Consider the following 17,491-nt stretch of genomic DNA (forward strand, 5'->3'; position numbering starts at 1 on the left):
TCCGCTACTTCTTGTCCATCGCCGCCAGCGCCCGGCGCGCCGCCGGGTGGGTACGGACCAGGTCGGCCAGCGTCGTCGTACCGCGCGTGATCTTCGTGAACGCGCGCCACGCCGGGCGGAAGCCGGTGATGGCCGCGTGGAACATCCCGGGACGGCGGGCGAACGCCGCGTACATCCGGCGGCCGACGCCCATCTCCACGCCCAGACCGGCCTTGATCGCGAACGCGTAGTTGAGGGCCTGGCGCCGGGCGTCCACCGCGTCGTGCGCCTCGGCGATCCGTACCGCCCACTCCCCCGCGAGACGGCCCGAGCGCAGCGCGAAGGAGATGCCCTCCCGCGTCCACGGCTCCAGCAGCCCGGCCGCGTCCCCGCACACCAGCACCCGGCCCCGGGAGAGCGGCGAGTCGTCGGAGCGGCAGCGGGTCAGATGGCCGGAGGAGATGCTCGGCTCGAATCCGGCGAGGCCGAGCCGGGCGATGAAGTCCTCCAGATAGCGCTTGGTGCCCGCGCCCTCGCCGCGCGCCGAGATGACGCCGACGGTCAGCGTGTCGCCCTTGGGGAAGACCCAGCCGTAACTGCCGGGCATCGGGCCCCAGTCGATGAGCACCCGGCCCGCCCAGTCCTCCGCGACCGTCTCCGGAACCGGGATCTCCGCCTCCAGGCCCAGGTCCACCTGGTCGAGCTTCACCCCGACATGCGCCCCTATCCGGCTCGCGCTGCCGTCCGCGCCGACCACGGCCCGCGCCAGCACCGTCTCGCCGTCCCCGAGGACGACCGCCACGGTGCGGCGGTCCGGCACGGACGGGCCGTGCTGCTCAACCCGGGTGACGCTCACGCCGGTGCGCACCTCGGCGCCCGCGTCCTTGGCCGCCTCGACCAGACCGGCGTCGAACTCCGGCCGGTTGATCAGCCCGAACAGCGCGTGCTTGGAGCGGCGGGTCCGGGACAGCTTCCCGTTCATCGAGAAGGTCACCGCGTGGACGCGCTCACGCAGCGGCAGCTCGAAACCGGGCGGCAGCGCCTCGCGCGAGGGGCCGATGATGCCACCGCCGCACGTCTTGTAGCGCGGCAGTTCGGCCTTCTCCAGCAGCAGCACCCGGCGGCCGGCGCACGCCGCGGCGTGGGCCGCGGAGGCACCCGCGGGCCCCGCGCCGACCACGACGACGTCCCATACCGTCTCTTTGTCCGGGGCTGCGTTGTCGCTGCTCACGTGTGCTTCCGCTCCCAATCGCCCGTCCTGATTGCGCCTACCGGGCATCCTACGGCGCGCCGGTGGCCGAACCTGCTGTGGGATGATCGGCGCACCGCACCACTCCGCACACCACCCCTCAACGCCGCGTAAACCAGGAGCGTTCCCCCATGGAACAGGACCTCGCCGCCACCGTCGCCGCACTGCAGCCCCGCGCCCTGGCCGAGCTGGCCGAGCTGGTGGCCTTCCCGTCGGTGGCGGACCCGGCGCAGTTCCCGCGCAGCGGGTGCGAGGCGGCGGCGGAGTGGGTCGCGGCGGCGCTGCGCGCCGAGGGGTTCGAGGACGTGGCGCTGCTGGACACCCCCGACGGCACCCAGTCCGTCTACGGTTTCCTGCCCGGCCCGGCCGGTGCCCCGACCGTCCTGCTCTACGCGCACTATGACGTGCAGCCGCCGCTGGACGAGGACGCCTGGCTCAGCCCGCCCTTCGAGCTGACCGAGCGCGACGGCCGCTGGTACGGGCGCGGCGCGGCGGACTGCAAGGGCGGCCTGATCATGCATCTGACGGCGCTGCGCGCGCTGAAGGAGCACGGCGGCGTCCCGGTCAACGTCAAGGTGATCGTGGAGGGTTCGGAGGAGCAGGGCACCGGCGGCCTGGAGCGGTACGCCGAGGCGCATCCGGAACTGCTGACCGCCGACGCGATCGTGATCGGCGACACGGGCAACTTCCGGGTGGGGCTGCCGACCGTCACCGCGACCCTGCGCGGGATGACGATGCTGCGCGTATCGGTGGACACCCTCGAAGGGAATCTGCACTCCGGCCAGTTCGGCGGTGCCGCCCCGGACGCGCTCGCCGCGCTGATCCGGATGCTGGACTCGCTGCGCGCGGAGGACGGTTCGACCACGGTCGACGGCCTCGCCCCGGAGACGGCCTGGGACGGCCTCCAGTACGCGGAGGAGGCCTTCCGCAAGGACGCCGGGGTGCTGGACGGGGTCGAGCTGATGGGCTCGGGCACGGTCGCCGACCGCATCTGGGCCCGTCCCTCCGTCACGGTACTGGGCATCGACTGCCCGCCGGTCGTCGGCGCCACCGCCTCCGTCCAGGCGAGCGCGCGGGCGCTGGTCAGCCTGCGGGTGCCGCCGGGCGTGGACGCGGCCGAGGCGAACCGGCTGCTGTCCGCCCATCTGGAGGCGGCGGCGCCGTGGGGCGCGCGGGTCGCGGTGGAGCAGGTCGGCCAGGGCCAGGCGTTCCGCGCGGACACCGGGAGCCCGGCGTACGAGGCGATGCGCGAGGCCATGCGGGTGGCGTACGACGGCCAGGAGATGGCGACGGCGGGCCAGGGCGGTTCGATCCCGCTGTGCAACACGCTCGCCTCGCTGTACCCGGAGGCGGAGATCCTGCTGATCGGCCTGAGCGAGCCGGAGGCGCAGATCCACGCGGTCAACGAGAGCGTCTCGCCGGAGGAGTTGGAGAAGCTCTCGCTGACCGAAGCGCTGTTCCTGGAGGCGTACGCGACCGGCAAGAAGGCCTGAATCGGCCGGTCAGCCCACCGGAACCCCCGCCTCCAGGTAGAGCGGGCGGCCCTGTTCGCGGGCGCGCAGCGCCCAGCGGAGGCGGTTGAACCGGACCGGCGGCAGCAGGTCGGCGGCCTCGGCCTCGGTGACGAAGCGCCAGCCGCGCAGTTCCCCGCCGGGCAGTAGGACCTTCTGGGCCTCGGTGGTGGTGAGGCGGCCGCCGTCGAACAGCAGCCGCAGGCCGCCGTAGCCGGGCGGCTGGGGGCGTTCCCAGTCGGCGACCAGCAGCCGCAGCGGTTCGTCGAGCCGTACGCCCAGTTCCTCGGCCACCTCGCGGCGCCCGGCGCACATCGGCGGCTCGCCGCGCTCGACGACGCCACCGGGGAACTCCCAGCCGGGCTTGTAGGTGGGGTCGACGAGCAGCACCCGGTCGGCCTCGTCGAAGAGCAGCACCCCGGCCGCCAGGGTCTCGGCCGTCGGCTCGGGCGTCTGCACGATGTCGCACTTCCCGGCGCCCTCACGGACCGCGTCGGCGATGTGCTCGGCGGTCTGGCGCGGGGTGAGCCCGGTGGTGTCGACCACATGGGCGTCGTTGGTCAGCCAGTTCAGGGCCGCGCGATAGGGCGCGAGGTGGTCCAGACACCAGCGGCGCACGGACGCGCTGGCGTCCGCGTCGCCCGGTATCTCCTCGCGCTCGGCTATGCGTCGGCGAAGGATCGTTTCATCGGTGTGCAGCAGAACGTGCCGCACGGGGATACGCCGGGCGGCGAAGCCGCCGAAGATCTCATCCCGGTACTCCTGTCTGAGGACGGTCATCGGAACCACGAGCGGGCCGCCGACCTCCGCGATGAGCGCCGCCCCGGTGTCCACGACCAGCCGCCGCCACGACGGCAGGTCCTGGTAGTCGGAGACCTGCTCCAGACGCTTGCGCGGCAGCATCATGCGCAGTCCGTTGCCGACCAGTTCCGGGTCGTAGAACGTGCTGCCGGGCATGAAGTCCACCAGCTCGCGGGCCGCGGTGGTCTTCCCCGCGCCGAACGCACCGTTCAGCCAGACGATCACATTTCCCCCTAATCCATCGCCTCCTGACAGTTGCCCGCATCACCCTGCCACGGAAACGCCCGAATCCGACTGAGTGACGGATCACGCCGTCGCAGGGCGTCCCCGCAAGGCTTCTCAGCCCTTGTTGGCGCCGAGCGTGAGCCCGGCGATGAAGTGGCGCTGGAGCAGCAGGAAGACGAGCACCGTGGGCAGCGCCACCAGCACCGAGCCCGCCGCCAGCAGGTTGTAGTCGGTGAAGAACTGCCCGCGCAGGTTGTTGAGGGCGGACGTGACGGGCAGCTTGTCGCCGTCGGAGATGAAGACGAGCGCCCACAGGAAGTCGTTGTACATCCAGGTGAATTGCAGCGTGGCGAGCGCGGCGAGGGCCGGGCGGCACAGCGGCAGGGTGATGCGCCAGTACCGCGTCCACACCCCCGCGCCGTCCACCACCGCCGCCTCGATGATCTCGATCGGCAGGGTGCGCATGAAGTTCGCGAGGACGAAGACGCAGAACCCGACCTGGAAGGCGACCTGGACGGCGATCACGGCCCAGTACGAGTCGTACATCGTCATCGAGTCCGACATCCAGTAGGGCAGCTCGATCTTGGTGAACAGGACATAGAGCGGGGTGACGATGACCTGCTGCGGCAGCAGGTTCCCCGCCGTGAACACCATCAGCAGGACGAGCCCGCCGCGCATCTTCAGCCGGGTGACGGAGAAGGCCACGAAGGACGCGAGGAACAGCGTCAGCAGCACTCCGGGGACCGCGATGAGGATCGAGTTGAGAAAGTACTTGCTCATTCCGGAGTCGCTGAACGCCTGCCGGTAGTAGTCGAACGACAGATTGCGCGGCAGCGAGAAATAGCCGTATTTCGCGGTCTCCTCGTACGGCCGCAGCGAGGCGTAGACGGCGAGCAGCAGCGGGGCGAGAAAGGCCAGCGAGACGGTCATCAGGAACGCGTGCAGACCGAGCCGCCCGGGGCGGACCCGTGCGATCATCCCTTCTTCTCCCCTCGCAGTTCCTGGACCAGATAGGTCACGATGAATCCCAGGGACACGGTGAGCAGGACGACGGCGATGGCGGAGCCGAATCCGATCCGGCTGGCCTCACCGATGATGTTGTCGGTGACCAGTACGGAGAGCAGTTCCAGGCCGTTGCGGCCGTGGTTGATGGCGTAGACGATGTCGAACGCGCGCAGCGCCTCGATGACCGTGATGACGCCGACGATCACATTGACCGGCCGCAGCGTGGGCAGCACGACCCGGAAAAAACTCTGGGTCTCGCTCGCGCCGTCGATCGCGGCGGCTTCCTTGAGCGAGGGATCGACGGATTTGAGCCCGGCCAGATAGAGGATCATCACATACCCGGTGTGCCGCCAGGCGGCCGCCAGCAGCACCATCCAGATATTGAGGTCGGGGTCGCCGATCCAGTCCACCGGATGGCTCTCGTTGCCGAGAATCGCGTTCAGCGCGCCCTGATCGCGGGAGAAGACCAGCTGCGCGATGAAGCCGACGATGGCGAGCGAAAGCACGACCGGCATATAGAGGGTCGACTGGTAGAAGCGGCTGAACCGGACGCCCTTGTCGAGCAGGACGGCCAGCAGCAGCCCGAAGGGCGTGGCGACCAGGCCGAGGAAGGCCACCCAGAGCAGGTTGTTGCGGACGGCGGGCCAGAACGGCGGATATTCGGTGAACAGGTTCCGGTAGTTGTCGAAGCCGACCCAGCGGAGGTCGCCGATCCCGTCCCAGCTGGTGAAGGACAGGCCGATGGAGGCGAGGGTCGGGCCCCAGACCAGGACCAGGTCGAGCAGGACGGGTATGCCCAGCAGCACGCCGATGACGGCGAGGTCGCGGGAGGTGAACCTCCGCGGTCCCCGCCGTTTGGCACGCCGCGCGGTGGTGAGCGGCACGGCGCGGTTCTCCTAGCTGTCGGCGAAGATGGTCTTCTTCTGGGACTCGATGTCCTTGGTCAGGGTGTCGATGTCATCCGGCTTGTTGATGAACTGCTGGATCGCCCGGATCATCACCTGCGACGCGAAGTCGGGCCGGGTGTCGCGGTCCATGAACTGCGATATCTGCTTGGCGCCGGAGACGAGCGCCACGGCCTTCTTCTGCAGCGCGTTGTAGGACGAGGTGGCCGCCTTGTCGTTGCACGCGATGTTGTTGGGGTCCCGCTTCAGGTAGATCTCCTCGGCGGCGGGGGTGGCGAGGTACTTCAGCAGTTCCTTGCCCTCCTTCTGCCGCTTGGACTTCTTCGCCAGCAGGAATCCGTCGATCGGCGCCTCGACCGCGTCCTGGCCGTAGGCGGAGTCGATTTCGGGGAAGGGGAAGAAGTCGAGGTCGTCGCGGTCGGCGGCGGAGAACTGCTGTCCGGGGTGGGGCAGCCCGAAGACCGCCATGCCGGATTTCTTCTGCGCCAGGCTCTGTGCCGCCTCCTGCCAGGTGCGCCCGTTGGCGCCCTGCTGGTGGTACGGCATGAGGCCGCGCCACAGGTCGAAGACGTTTCTGACCCGGGGGTCCGTCCAGGACTCCTTGCCGCCCATCAGCGAGACATGGAAGTCGTAGCCGTTGGCCCGCATATTGAGATAGTCGAAGGTCCCCATGGCGGGCCAGCCGTCCTTGTCGCCGAAGGCGAAGGCGTCGAGGCCGTCCTTGTCCATCCGCTTGGCGAGCGCCCGGAACGCGTCGAAGGTCTTGGGGATCTCGTAGCCGTGCTGCTCGAAGACGCTCTTCCGGTAGAAGACCGCCCACGGGTAGTAGTAATACGGCACGAAGTACTGTTTGCCGTCCTTGCCGGTGGACTGCTTCTTGAGCGCGTCGGAGAAACCGCTGAAGCCCTTCCAGAGGTCGTCGATCTCGGCGAGCTGCCCCTGTTCGGCGAAGAACTGCATGCGGTATCCGGCGAACCACATGAAGACGTCGTCCGGGGTGCCCTTCAGATAGCGGTTGATGCCCTCCTGGAAGGCCTCATGATTGACGGTGTTGACCTTGACCTTCTTGTCGGACTTCTTCTCGTACGCCGCGAACACCTCGGCGAACGCCTTGCGGGGCACGGCGTCCGAGGCGTTGGAGCCCATCTTCACCTCATTGCCCGGACCGCCGCAGGCGGTGAGGAGCGCCGGGAGGGTGACCGCCCCGGCTCCGACCGCGGTGCCGCGGAGCAACGTACGGCGGGAGATCCGATGTCCTGACGATGACTGTGCCATGGGCCCTCCACAGAGGATCAATCAAACACAACCGAACGCGAGTGGCTGGATCCCATCGGGCAAGAGGCGGCATAGTCAAGGGTTTGGACGAGATATCGAACAACTGTTATCGCATCTCTTCCAACAGACTCCAACAAGGCCTACCGTAAACGCTCGCATGTGACGCGTCCGCAACGCTGCGTCACCCGTTGAGAACGGAGGATCCGCATCATGCGCCACCGCTCTTTACGTACCGCGAGACACCGAGTCATCGGAGGACTGGCCGCCACACTGCTCGGCACGGCCGGTCTCGCCCTCCCCGCCGTGGCCGCCCCGGCCGCCGCTGCCCAGCCCGCCCCGGCGGCCGCTGAAGCTGCCCCGGCCACCCCGGCCGCCGAGACCGCCGCGCCCGGGGACGGGCTCGCGCTCACCCCGCCGATGGGCTTCAACAACTGGAACTCCACCCACTGCCGGGCGGAGTTCAACGAGGCGATGGTCAAGGGCATCGCCGACATCTTCGTGAGCAAGGGGCTCAAAGCCGCCGGATACACCTACGTCAACCTCGACGACTGCTGGGCGCTCCCGCAGCGCGACGCGAACGGCAAGCTCGTCCCGGACCCGGTGCGCTTCCCGAACGGCATCAAGGCCGTCGCCGACTACGTCCACGCCAAGGGCCTCAAGATCGGCATCTACACCAGCGCGGGCACCAAGACCTGCAACACCGCGGGCTTCCCCGGCGCGCTGGGCCATGAAAGGTCCGACGCCCAGCAGTTCGCCGACTGGGGAATCGACTACCTCAAGTACGACAACTGCAATAACCAGGGCGTAGACGCAAAGCAGCGCTACCGCACCATGCGCGACGCGCTGAAGGCCGCGTCCGAGACCACCGGGCGCCCGATCGTCTACAGCATCTGCGAATGGGGGCAGAACAAGCCGTGGGAATGGGCGGCGGATGTCGGCCAACTCTGGCGCACCACCGGCGACATCAGTGATACCTGGGGCAGCATGCTGTCGATCGCCAAGAAGAACCTGCCGCTCGCCCCGTACGCCGGGCCCGGCCGCTGGAACGACCCCGACATGCTGGAGGTCGGCAACGGCGGCATGACGGACACCGAGTACCGCAGCCACTTCTCGCTGTGGTCGGTCATGGCCGCGCCGCTGCTGATCGGCTCCGATCTGCGCAAGGCCGACGCCAAGACGTTCGAGATCCTCGGCAACCGCGATGTCATCGCCGTCGACCAGGACCCGCTGGGCAAGCAGGGCACCGTGCTCTCCTCCGAGGGCGGGCGCTGGGTGATCGCCAAGGAGATGGCGGACGGCAGCCGCGCCGTCGCCCTCTTCAACGAGTCCGACCGGCCGCAGCGCATCACCACCACCGCCGCCCGCCTCGGCCTGCCGCAGGCGGACGGATACCGGCTGCGCGACCTGTGGCGGCACCAGGACCAGAACACCACGGGCTCCGTGGCGGCCACCGTCCCGGCCCATGGCACGGTGCTCTACCGGGTCTCCGCCGACCGGCGCTGGGCCTCGTACCCGCCCGCCGCCGAACTCGGCGTCGGCGCCGCCCCGTTCACCGAGGCCGGAGACACCGCACCGGTCGAGACGGCGCTCCGCAACCTCGGCGGCACCCCGGCCCACCAGGCCCGGGTGGGGCTCACCGGCCCCGACGGCTGGCGGATCAAGACCACCTCGCCGACCCGGGCCGCCACCCTGCCCGGCGGCAGCAAGCTTAACCCCCGCTGGCAGGTCACCGCGCCGAAGGACGTCAAGCCCGGGGCGTACGACCTGACCGTGCGCGCCGACTACCGCTCGGCGCGCGGCGAGGCGGTCTCCACCGAACTGCCCGTGCCGGTGAACGTGGTGGTCGCCCCGCCCTCCGGTGCCAACTACGCGAGCGATCTGCCGTGGCTGACCGCGTCCAACGGCTGGGGCCCGGTCGAGAAGGACACCAGCGTCGGCGAGAACGCGGCGGGCGACGGCCATCCGATCACCCTCGACGGCACCGCCTACGCCAAGGGCCTGGGCGTGCACGCGCCCAGCGAGGTCACGTACTACACCGGTGGCCAATGCTCCGCCTTCACGGCGAAGGTCGGCGTGGACGACGAGGAGGGCACCGCCGGAACGGTCGCCTTCGAGGTGTGGGCGGACGGCACCAGGGCGCTGTCGACCGGCCCGCTGACCAACGCCGACCCGGCCAAGGCCATCACCGCCGACATCGACGGCGCGGCGACGGTCCGGCTCATCGTCACCGACGGCGGGGACGACGTCACCAGCGACCACGGCGACTGGGCGGACGCGGCGTTCAGCTGCTGACGTCAGGTCGAGACGACGATGACCGGCCCGCTCCCCCGTACGGCCGCTACGGCTGCCTCAGCAGACCGGCAGCCCGGGGATGGGCCGGTCGTTGTCGCCGCCCCGGATGTACACGTCGCTGACGTACACGTCCTTGTTGCCGTTGTCGTCGTCCGTCTTCGCCCACCAGACGTTCGTCCACTTGCCGTACCGCTCGGGGCGGTTCAGATTCTCCTGGCAGTAGAAGTAGTTGACGCCCTGCTTGAGCGCGCCGACCGGTTCGCCGCCGTGGGTGTGCGACGTGGCGTCGCGCCACACCACGCAGTTGTACTTGCCGCCGCCGATGTCACTGCACGCCGGGGCGGTGCCGGAGGTGGAGGACGGGGAGGCGGTGGCCTTGCCGCCGTCGCCCTTGTCGTCATCCTCGCCGCCGTCCTTGCCGTCCGGCGTGCCGTCCTCCGCGCCGCCCGGTGCGCGGGAGGCCGGTGGCGAGGGCGGGCTGCTCGGGTCCGCCTCGCCCGTCGCCTCGCGGGGCGCTTCGCCGGACGCGGGCGTTCCGGATCGTGTCGGCTGCGGCGACCGGCCGGACTGGTCCGACTGACCCGACTGGCCCGTCGTCGGCTCATCGCTCTCGCCGCCGAGCAGCGCGTACGTCACGCCGCCCCCGACGAGCACCACCCCGGCGACCGCCGCCGCCACCAGCACCCGCGTCCGCCCGCGCCCCGGCGCGGGCGCGGGCGCGGGATCCGGCGGCGCGGCCGCGAGATCCGGTGCGGTCGGAGTCCGCGGGACCTGCGAGATCCGCGGCGGAGACGGCCGGGGCTCCGGCGCGGCACCGGCGGCGACGGCCTCCAGCAGCTGCCGCGCCTCGGCCGCCGTCGGACGCCGCTGCGGGTCCTTGTCCATCAGCTCACGCAGGACGGGCCCCAGCGGACCGGCCAGCCGGGGCTCCGGCAGCGGCTCGGTGACGATCGCGGTCAGCGTCGACCACACGGAGGTGCGGCGGAACGGCGACGACCCCTCCACCGCCGCGTACAGCGTCATGCCCAGCGCCCATACGTCCGAGGCCGGGCCCGGCTCCTGGCCCTGGGCGCGCTCCGGCGCCAGGTAGTCCAGCGAGCCGATCAGCTCGCCGCTGCGGGTCAGCTTGGTGGTCGCGCCGTCGTCGGGCGCCTCCATGCTGGCGATGCCGAAGTCGGTGAGCACGACCCGGCCGCCGCGGTCGATCAGCACGTTGCCCGGCTTCACATCGCGGTGCAGCACCCCGGCGTCATGGCCCGCGGCGAGCGCGTCGGCCACCTTCGCGCCGATCCGGGCGGCCTCCAGGGGGTCGACGACGCCGCGCTCGTCGATCAGGTCGTCCAGTGACGGGCCGTCGATCAGCTCCATGACGATGACTGGCAGCCCGTCCTCGTCCGCCACATCGTGCACCGTGATCACACCCGAATGGCGGATCCGGGCCGCGGCGCGCGCCTCGCGCTGCATCCGGGTGCGCAGATCGGCCAGCTCCGCGCCGGACGCGTCGGTGTAGGCCCGCAGCACCTTGACCGCGACCTCCCGGCCCAGCACTTCGTCCACCGCTCGGCAGACCACGCCCATGCCGCCACGGCCGAGCTGCCCCGTCACCCGATAGCGACCGCCCAGCAGCCTGCCGGACAGATCACCGCCCATGTCCCCCGGTGCCACCATCGGCTCCCTCGCCATCGCCAGCAGTGAGCGAACAGCTTAGGGGTAGCCGGTGACAGCACGGCTCAACTCGACTCGCCAGGCGCGCCCGCCGGGGCGAACCCCTCCAGCCGCTGGTCCTGGGCCGCCGCGGCGGCCGCGCCGACCAGGCCCGCGTCGGTGCCCATCTGCGCCGGTACGACCTCCAGCCCCCGCACGTACGACAGGGTCGCGTAGTCGCGCAGGGCGCGCCGCAGGGGCGCGAAGAGCACGTCACCGGCGCCCGCCACCCCGCCGCCGATCACCGCCACCTCGACCTCGACGAGCGCGGCGGTCGCGGCGATCCCGGCGGCCAGGGCCTGTGCCGCGCGGTCGAAGGAGGCCTGCGCGACCGGGTCACCGGCGCGCGCGGCGGCGGCGACGGCCGCGGCGCTGGTGTCGCCGTCCGGGCCCGGCCGCCAGCCGCCGGACAGCGCCCGGCGGGCGATGTTGGGGCCGCTGGCGATGCGCTCGACGCAGCCGCGCCCGCCGCACGGGCACAGATCGCCGTCGAGGTCGACGCTGATGTGGCCGATGTGCCCGGCGTTGCCCGTGGGGCCGGGGTAAAGCCGCCCGTTGAGGACCAGCCCGCCGCCGACGCCGGTGGACACCACCATGCACAGCGCGCTCGCGCGCCCGCGCGCCGCGCCCTGCCAGTGCTCGGCGGCGGTCATGGCCGGTCCGTCGCCGACGAGGGTGACCGGCAGCTCGCCGGTGGTCTCCCGGACCCCGGCGACCAGCGGGAAGTCGCGCCAGCCGGGGATGTTGACGGGGCTGACGGTGCCCACCGAGGCGTCCACCGGGCCCGCACTGCCGATGCCGACGGCGGCCACCCGGGACCAGTGCGCGGTGGAGCCGAGTTCGCCCAGCACCGCGGAGACCTCCCGCATCACCGCCGTGCCATCGGGCTGCGTGGGGGTCGCGCGCCGGGCCCGTACGACCAGCTTGCCGCCGCCGTCCACCAGGGCGCCCGCGATCTTGGTGCCGCCGATGTCCAGCGCGGCGATGAGGTCACGTGCCATGGCTGTCGACTCTCCTGGTGGGCGTCGGTGTCATCGGTCGGTGTCGTCGGGATCGGGCTACAGTCTTCCCTGCCGCTGACAACGTTGTCCAGAGGCTATGCTCGACACCCCTTCCGCCACTTCCGCCACGACGACCAGCGACGGGACGAGCACACCGTGACCGAGACCGCCCGGGACACCGCCGCCGCCACGCCACCCCACCGCTACGGTTCCCGGCCCACGATGAAGGACGTAGCCGCCCGGGCCGGGGTCGGCCTCAAGACGGTCTCGCGCGTGGTCAACGGCGAGCCGGGCGTCACCCCCGACACCGAGCACCGGGTGCGGGAGGCGATCACCGCGCTCGGCTTCCGCCGCAACGACAGCGCCCGCATCCTCCGCAAGGGGCGCACCGCGAGCGTCGGCCTGGTCCTGGAGGACCTCGCCGACCCGTTCTACGGTCCGCTCAGCCGCGCCGTCGAAGAGGTGGCCCGGTCCCATGGCGCGCTGCTGATCAACGGCTCCAGCGCCGAGGACCCGGTCCGCGAGCAGGAGTTGGTGCTCGCCCTGTGCGCGCGCCGGGTGGACGGCCTCGTCGTCATTCCGGCGGGTGACGACCACCGCTATCTGGCCCCCGAGATGGCGGCCGGTGTCGCCACCGTCTTCGTCGACCGCCCGGCGGGGCGCATCGACGCGGACGCGGTGCTCTCCGACAGCTTCGGCGGCGCGCGGGACGCGGTCGCCCATCTGATCGCCCGGGGCCACCGCCGGATCGGCTTCCTCGGCGACCAGCCGGGCATCCACACCGCCGCCGAGCGGCTGCGCGGCTACCACGCCGCGATGGCCGGGGCCGGGCTGCCGGTCCACGACGGCTGGCTCTCGCTCGGCCCGACCGACCCGGAGCGGGTGCGCGGCGCGGCCGCCGCCATGCTGGACGCCGCCGAGCCGGTCACCGCGCTGTTCGCGGGCAACAACCGGGTGACGGTCACCGTCGTGCGGGTCCTCGCCGAGCGCCCCGGCCCCGCCGCCCCCGTCGCCCTGGTCGGCTTCGACGACTTCGAACTCGCCGATCTGCTCTCCCCCGGCATCACCGTGGTCGCCCAGGACGCGGCCCAGCTCGGCCGCACCGCCGCGGATCTGCTCTTCCGCCGCCTCGACGGCGCGAGCGGCGAACCGCAGCGGGTCGTACTGCCGACCCGGCTGATCGCCCGCGGCTCCGGCGAGCTGCCCCCGTCCCTGTCCTGAGCACGTCGCGAACGGCCCCGCCCCGGTTGCCCCGGGCCGCCGCCCACGTCACGGTGGGTGCGGAGGCCCGGGAGACCCCAGCCGACGGGACGGGAGAGGCGACGACCGGACGCCGTACGCGAACGATCCGCGCGGCGAGCCCCCAGGCCGCGCAGGCACCGGTCGCCGCGGGCCGCTCACAGGAGGGCGGCACCCCGTCGGCCGCGGTGTCCCGGGCCTCCCTTCAGGCGGCGAGCACCTTGGCCTTGGCGCGTTCGTACTCCTCGGCCGTGATGTCACCGTGGTTCTTCAGCTCCACGAGCCGTGACAGCTCCTCGGCGTGGCTCGTTCCCGCGGTCCCCCGGACGAACTCGCGGAACTCCTCCTCCGCCCGCTCAGCCCGCTTCATCTCGCGTCCGCCCATCCCACGACCCCGTGCCATCAGGTACACGAAGACGCCGAGGAAGGGCAGGACGACGACGAAGACGCACCAGCCCGCCTTGGCCCAGCCGCTGAGCGAGTCATCGCGGAAGATGTCCCCGATCACCCGGAAGAGCAGCATCAGCCACAGGACCCACAGAAAGATCCACATCGTGGTCCAGAACACATTGAGCAGTGGGTAGTCCATGGTCTGCCTCCCGTCGGACATGCCCGGCGGGACCGATGCCACCACCGGAGCCGACGTATCCAGCGTACGGCGGCGGGCGCGCCGCACCGGTCGGAGTACGGGCCCCGGTCGGCGCATCACCAGGTGCGCCGCCGCCCCGGCCGCGTGCCAATGGAGGCAGGACGGACGGGGCCGGAAGGGCAGGCCATGGACCTCCAGATTCTCCCGCTCGCCATCACGATGATGGCGGGGCCGCAGATCGTGGCCGACGTGATCCTGGTGACCACCGCGCGCCCGGTGCGGGTGTCGGCGGCGTTTCTGCTGGGGGTGGCGGTCGCGACGACGGTGGGGGTCGCCGTCGCCCGGGGGATCTTCGCGCTGCTGGGGAACGCGGTCACCCTGGGCCAACCCTCCGACCGGGGGGCGGCCGCGACGATCGTGCAGCTGGTGCTGGTGGGGCTGTTGGTCCTGGTGGCGCTGAAGAACTTCGTACGCCGGGAGTCCGTCGAACCGCCGAAGTGGCTGGGCTCGCTGATGGAGGCTGGCCCCCTGCGGGCCCTGAGGACCGGACTGCTGGTCATCCTGCTGATGCCCTCGGACATCATGGTGCTGCTGACGGTGGGGGCGCATCTGGAGCAGCACCAAGCGGCGCTTGCGGAGGCGCTGCCGTTCATCGGTGCCACCGTGCTGATCGCGGCGCTGCCGCTGCTGGTCTACCTCGTCTTCAGGAACCGGGCGCGGCGCGCGATGCCCCGGCTGCGGGAGTGGCTGAACACCCACAGCTGGGTGGTCAACATCGCCGCCTGTCTGCTCTTCATCGTGCTCATCCTCACCCCCTGACCCGCCCCTGATTCACGCCTTAGAACGCCTTAGAGCCGGTCCCGGCCCGTCGCGGCCAACAGGGTGATCACCGCGAGGACGGCCAGCAGGACCAGCACCAGGAACAGCACGGTCAGCACGGTGGGATGGTTCCACAGCGCGAAGACGGCGGCCGGGGCCAGCAGCGCGGCGACGGTCAGCTCCCGCCGGTGGTCCGCGGTCCAGACCCCGGCCCGTCCGGTGCGCATCCCATGGGCCGCGCCCCAGTACGCGGCGGAGTCGGCGGCGCGCTCGGCCGCGTCCCGTAGGGCGCGCGGCAGCCGTCCGGGCCCGGCCAGATAGGCGCCCGCCGCGACGACGGCGCTGAGCACCAGCACGGTGAGCACGGTGAACCGCAGGAAGCGCACCACGGTGTCGAAGAGGGCCGACGCGGCGGCCCGGGACAGCACGCCCGGCGGCACATGGTCGAGGCAGTACCGGCGGGCCACGGTGAGGGCGAGGGCCAGCGCCAGCGAGGCGACGGCGGCGCCGAGGGCGGCGCTGGCGAGCGCGCGGCGGCGGCCCCGGGCGAGCAGCACACCGGTGGCGCCGAGCACGACGGTCAGGGTGGGCAGCCAGTTCCCGAGCAGGTCGAGCAGGCGCACCGCCCGTTTGACGCGGTCGAGTTGATGGGAGTGGAAGAGGATCGTCCGGTGGTGGATGGCGGGGATGTCGCGGGCCGAGGGGAATCCGGCGTTCACGAGCTGGACTTTGGCCTTCTCCACGGCGGCGCCGACGTTCAGGGTGACGGTGTCGCCGCGTACCCCGACCGGGCCACGCCCCTCGCCGGTGAGCGCGTGCACGACGGCGGCGTGGGCGGCCCGGTTGGCGCCGGTCCATACGGCGGCGAACTCCTCGGTGTGCACGATGTGCGTGGCGACCTTGCGTACGGCCTGGTCGAGGGCCGCGTCCAGCTGGGGGGCCAGGCCCTCGATGGTGTCGGCGGCCCGGGGCGGCAGGCCCTGGTCGCGCAGCCAGTCGGCGATGTCGGAGGTGACCTTCCGGCTGTTGTGCCGGAGGTCGACGGCGTCGCCGACGTGGTCCACGGCCGCCTCCTGGATCGCCGGATCGGACGCCAGCGGGGCGACCGTCGCCACGTAGCGGTCGGTGTCCAGGACGATGCCGTGGACCCATACGGTCAGCACGGACACCGGTACGAGCAGGCAGGCGAGCAGGATCAGCAGGGCTGACACGGCACTTCTGACCATGCCACCATCTCCCGCCCTCCCCGCCGGGAGCGCATCCCGGGTGACACGGAGGGGTGAGCGGATATGGCCAGGCGGATCAGAGAGATCAGGGGGATCAGACGTATCAGGCGGGTCGGCCGCGTCCGGCGAGGGCGTCGAGTTCGGCGCGGCTCAGCCCGGTGAGCTGTTCCACCTCGGCGGCGTCGACCGCGCCGCAGTCCAGGCCGCGCAGCAGATGGCCGCTGAGCGCCTTCGCGGTGGCGGGCTCGTCCATGACGTCCCCGCCCGTACGGTTCACATAGGCCGCGAGCCGGGCCGCCGCCGTCTCCAGGCCCTCGCGGTAGAACGCGTAGACGGCGGCGTAGCGGGTGGGGAGATGGCCGGGGTGCATGTCCCAGCCCTGGTAGTACGCACGGGCCAGGGACCGCCGGACGAGGCCGTGGTGGAGCCGCCAGGCGTCGTGGACGCGCTCGGTGGGGCCTACGGGAAGCACATTGGTCGAGCCGTCGGAGAGCCGTACGCCGGTGCCCGCGGCGGCGACCTGCATCACGGCCTTGGCGTGGTCGGCGACGGGGTGGTCCATCGACTGGTGGGCGGCGCTGACGCCGCAGGAGGCGCTGTAGTCGAAGGTGCCGTAGTGGAGTCCGGTGGCGCGGCCCTCGGCCGCGTCGATCATCCGGGCGACGGTGGCGCGGCCGTCGGGGCCGAGGATGGCCTGGGTGGTCTCGATCTGGATCTCGAAGCCGAGCCGCCCCGGCGGGAGGCCACGGGCCTTCTCGAACTCCTCGCACAACCGGACCATGGCGCTGACCTGTTCGGCGTACGTCACCTTGGGGAGGGTGAGCACGAGCCCGTCCGGCAGACCCCCGGAGTCCATCAGTCCGGTGAGGAAGACATCGAGGGTGCGGATGCCGCGGTCGCGGACGGCGGCCTCCATGCACTTCATGCGGATGCCCACATAGGGCGGCGCGGTGCCCGCCGCGTGGGCGGCTGCGACCAGGGTGGCGGCGTGGGCGGCCGCGGCGTCCTCCTCGGCGTCGGGGCGCGGCCCGTAGCCGTCCTCGAAGTCGATGCGCAGGTCTTCGACCGGCTCGCGCTCCAGCTTGGCGCGCACCCGCCGGTACACGGGATCGGCCAGCTCGTCGGGGATGCCGAGGACGGCGGCGAGGGCGGCGGCGTCGGGCGCGTGGGCGTCGAGGGCGGCGAGCGCCTGGTCGCCCCAGTCGCGCACGGTGCTCTCGGTGAGGGCGTCGGCGGGGACGTAGACGGTGTGCACGGGCTGGCGGGTGCCGGAGTCGCCCGGGTAGCGGCGGGCGAGGTCGGCGTCGACCGGGGCGAGGAACGCGGTGATCCCCTCGCCTACGCCGCGCGGCAGGCTGGTCCCCGCCGTCTCGTGCTGAGTCATGCCCGCACCTCCGCCTTTCGCCTTCACTCGAACAACGAACCGACCAGATATTTCCGCTCTGCGGAAACAAATATCCGTAGAGCGAAGTTATACGGGCTCCGAGTGGAGGTCAACACCCCATTGACGCACGTGAGGCCCCGTACGCGCAGTGCGTACGGGGCCTCACGGTCATCGGTCGAGCGGTCAGCCCTTGCGGGTCTTGACCTCCTCGGTGAGCTGCGGGACGACCTCGAAGAGGTCGCCGACCACGCCGTAGTCGACCAGGTCGAAGATCGGGGCCTCGGCGT

Annotated in this window: 14 protein-coding genes and 1 pseudogene; 4 read left to right on the top strand and 11 right to left on the bottom strand. The window is 71.6% G+C overall.

Annotated elements, in window-relative coordinates:
• Positions 1 to 4: 4 nt before the first annotated feature.
• Entirely contained in the window at positions 5 to 1,210 is a 1,206-nt protein-coding gene (locus ACWC5C_RS35610; RefSeq protein ID WP_385442305.1) for a geranylgeranyl reductase family protein, read from the bottom strand.
• Positions 1,211 to 1,359: 149 nt separating this feature from the next.
• Here ACWC5C_RS35610 and ACWC5C_RS35615 point away from each other — a divergent pair, with 149 nt between their 5' ends.
• Positions 1,360 to 2,721 (top strand): M20/M25/M40 family metallo-hydrolase, encoded by a 1,362-nt coding sequence (locus ACWC5C_RS35615; protein WP_450882380.1) that lies wholly within the window; start codon positions 1,360 to 1,362, stop codon positions 2,719 to 2,721.
• 9 nt (positions 2,722 to 2,730) lie between these two features.
• Here the strand turns inward: ACWC5C_RS35615 and ACWC5C_RS35620 are convergent, their stop codons facing one another.
• The 4 genes from ACWC5C_RS35620 to ACWC5C_RS35635 all read right to left on the bottom strand — a co-directional run bounded on the left by ACWC5C_RS35620 (position 2,731) and on the right by ACWC5C_RS35635 (position 6,950).
• Positions 2,731 to 3,765: an NUDIX hydrolase gene (locus tag ACWC5C_RS35620; protein ID WP_450882382.1), complete on the bottom strand. Its 1,035-nt coding sequence runs from the start codon at positions 3,763 to 3,765 to the stop codon at positions 2,731 to 2,733.
• A gap of 114 nt (positions 3,766 to 3,879) precedes the next feature.
• Positions 3,880 to 4,743, bottom strand: coding sequence for a carbohydrate ABC transporter permease (locus ACWC5C_RS35625; protein WP_385442298.1), 864 nt, complete (start codon positions 4,741 to 4,743; stop codon positions 3,880 to 3,882).
• Entirely contained in the window at positions 4,740 to 5,654 is a 915-nt protein-coding gene (locus tag ACWC5C_RS35630) for a carbohydrate ABC transporter permease (RefSeq protein WP_385442296.1), read from the bottom strand. Before ACWC5C_RS35630 ends, ACWC5C_RS35625 begins: the two co-directional genes overlap by 4 nt.
• Before the next feature lie 12 nt (positions 5,655 to 5,666).
• A complete protein-coding gene (locus ACWC5C_RS35635) occupies positions 5,667 to 6,950 on the bottom strand; it encodes an ABC transporter substrate-binding protein (RefSeq protein ID WP_450882385.1) in 1,284 nt (427 codons plus the stop codon).
• Positions 6,951 to 7,160: 210 nt separating this feature from the next.
• Here ACWC5C_RS35635 and ACWC5C_RS35640 point away from each other — a divergent pair, with 210 nt between their 5' ends.
• Positions 7,161 to 9,242: an NPCBM/NEW2 domain-containing protein gene (locus ACWC5C_RS35640; RefSeq protein WP_450882387.1), complete on the top strand. Its 2,082-nt coding sequence runs from the start codon at positions 7,161 to 7,163 to the stop codon at positions 9,240 to 9,242.
• Between the two features lie 57 nt (positions 9,243 to 9,299).
• Here the strand turns inward: ACWC5C_RS35640 and ACWC5C_RS35645 are convergent, their stop codons facing one another.
• On the bottom strand, positions 9,300 to 10,910 hold the full coding sequence (locus ACWC5C_RS35645; protein ID WP_450882389.1) for a serine/threonine-protein kinase: 1,611 nt from the start codon (positions 10,908 to 10,910) through the stop codon (positions 9,300 to 9,302).
• Between the two features lie 62 nt (positions 10,911 to 10,972).
• A complete protein-coding gene (locus ACWC5C_RS35650) occupies positions 10,973 to 11,947 on the bottom strand; it encodes an ROK family protein (protein ID WP_450882390.1) in 975 nt (324 codons plus the stop codon).
• A gap of 156 nt (positions 11,948 to 12,103) precedes the next feature.
• Here ACWC5C_RS35650 and ACWC5C_RS35655 point away from each other — a divergent pair, with 156 nt between their 5' ends.
• Positions 12,104 to 13,168 carry a LacI family DNA-binding transcriptional regulator gene (locus ACWC5C_RS35655; protein ID WP_450882392.1) on the top strand — a complete coding sequence of 355 codons (1,065 nt, stop codon included), beginning with the start codon at positions 12,104 to 12,106 and terminating at the stop codon, positions 13,166 to 13,168.
• A 223-nt stretch (positions 13,169 to 13,391) separates the two neighbouring features.
• Here ACWC5C_RS35655 and ACWC5C_RS35660 read toward each other — a convergent pair whose 3' ends face one another.
• Positions 13,392 to 13,775, bottom strand: coding sequence for an SHOCT domain-containing protein (locus ACWC5C_RS35660; protein WP_385442284.1), 384 nt, complete (start codon positions 13,773 to 13,775; stop codon positions 13,392 to 13,394).
• 186 nt (positions 13,776 to 13,961) lie between these two features.
• On the opposite strand from ACWC5C_RS35660, the gene ACWC5C_RS35665 reads away from it, so the two are divergent.
• Positions 13,962 to 14,594: a GAP family protein gene (locus ACWC5C_RS35665; RefSeq protein WP_450882394.1), complete on the top strand. Its 633-nt coding sequence runs from the start codon at positions 13,962 to 13,964 to the stop codon at positions 14,592 to 14,594.
• A 29-nt stretch (positions 14,595 to 14,623) separates the two neighbouring features.
• Here the strand turns inward: ACWC5C_RS35665 and ACWC5C_RS35670 are convergent, their stop codons facing one another.
• From ACWC5C_RS35670 to ACWC5C_RS35680, 3 genes and pseudogenes are all read right to left on the bottom strand, one after another.
• A complete protein-coding gene (locus tag ACWC5C_RS35670) occupies positions 14,624 to 15,820 on the bottom strand; it encodes a hypothetical protein (RefSeq protein ID WP_450882396.1) in 1,197 nt (398 codons plus the stop codon).
• A gap of 103 nt (positions 15,821 to 15,923) precedes the next feature.
• Entirely contained in the window at positions 15,924 to 17,204 is a 1,281-nt protein-coding gene (locus ACWC5C_RS35675) for a DUF6986 family protein (protein ID WP_450882398.1), read from the bottom strand.
• A 183-nt stretch (positions 17,205 to 17,387) separates the two neighbouring features.
• Positions 17,388 to 17,491, bottom strand: a pseudogene (locus ACWC5C_RS35680) (electron transfer flavoprotein subunit alpha/FixB family protein); the annotation flags it as partial.

This window comes from Streptomyces sp. NPDC001700, assembly GCF_053596435.1.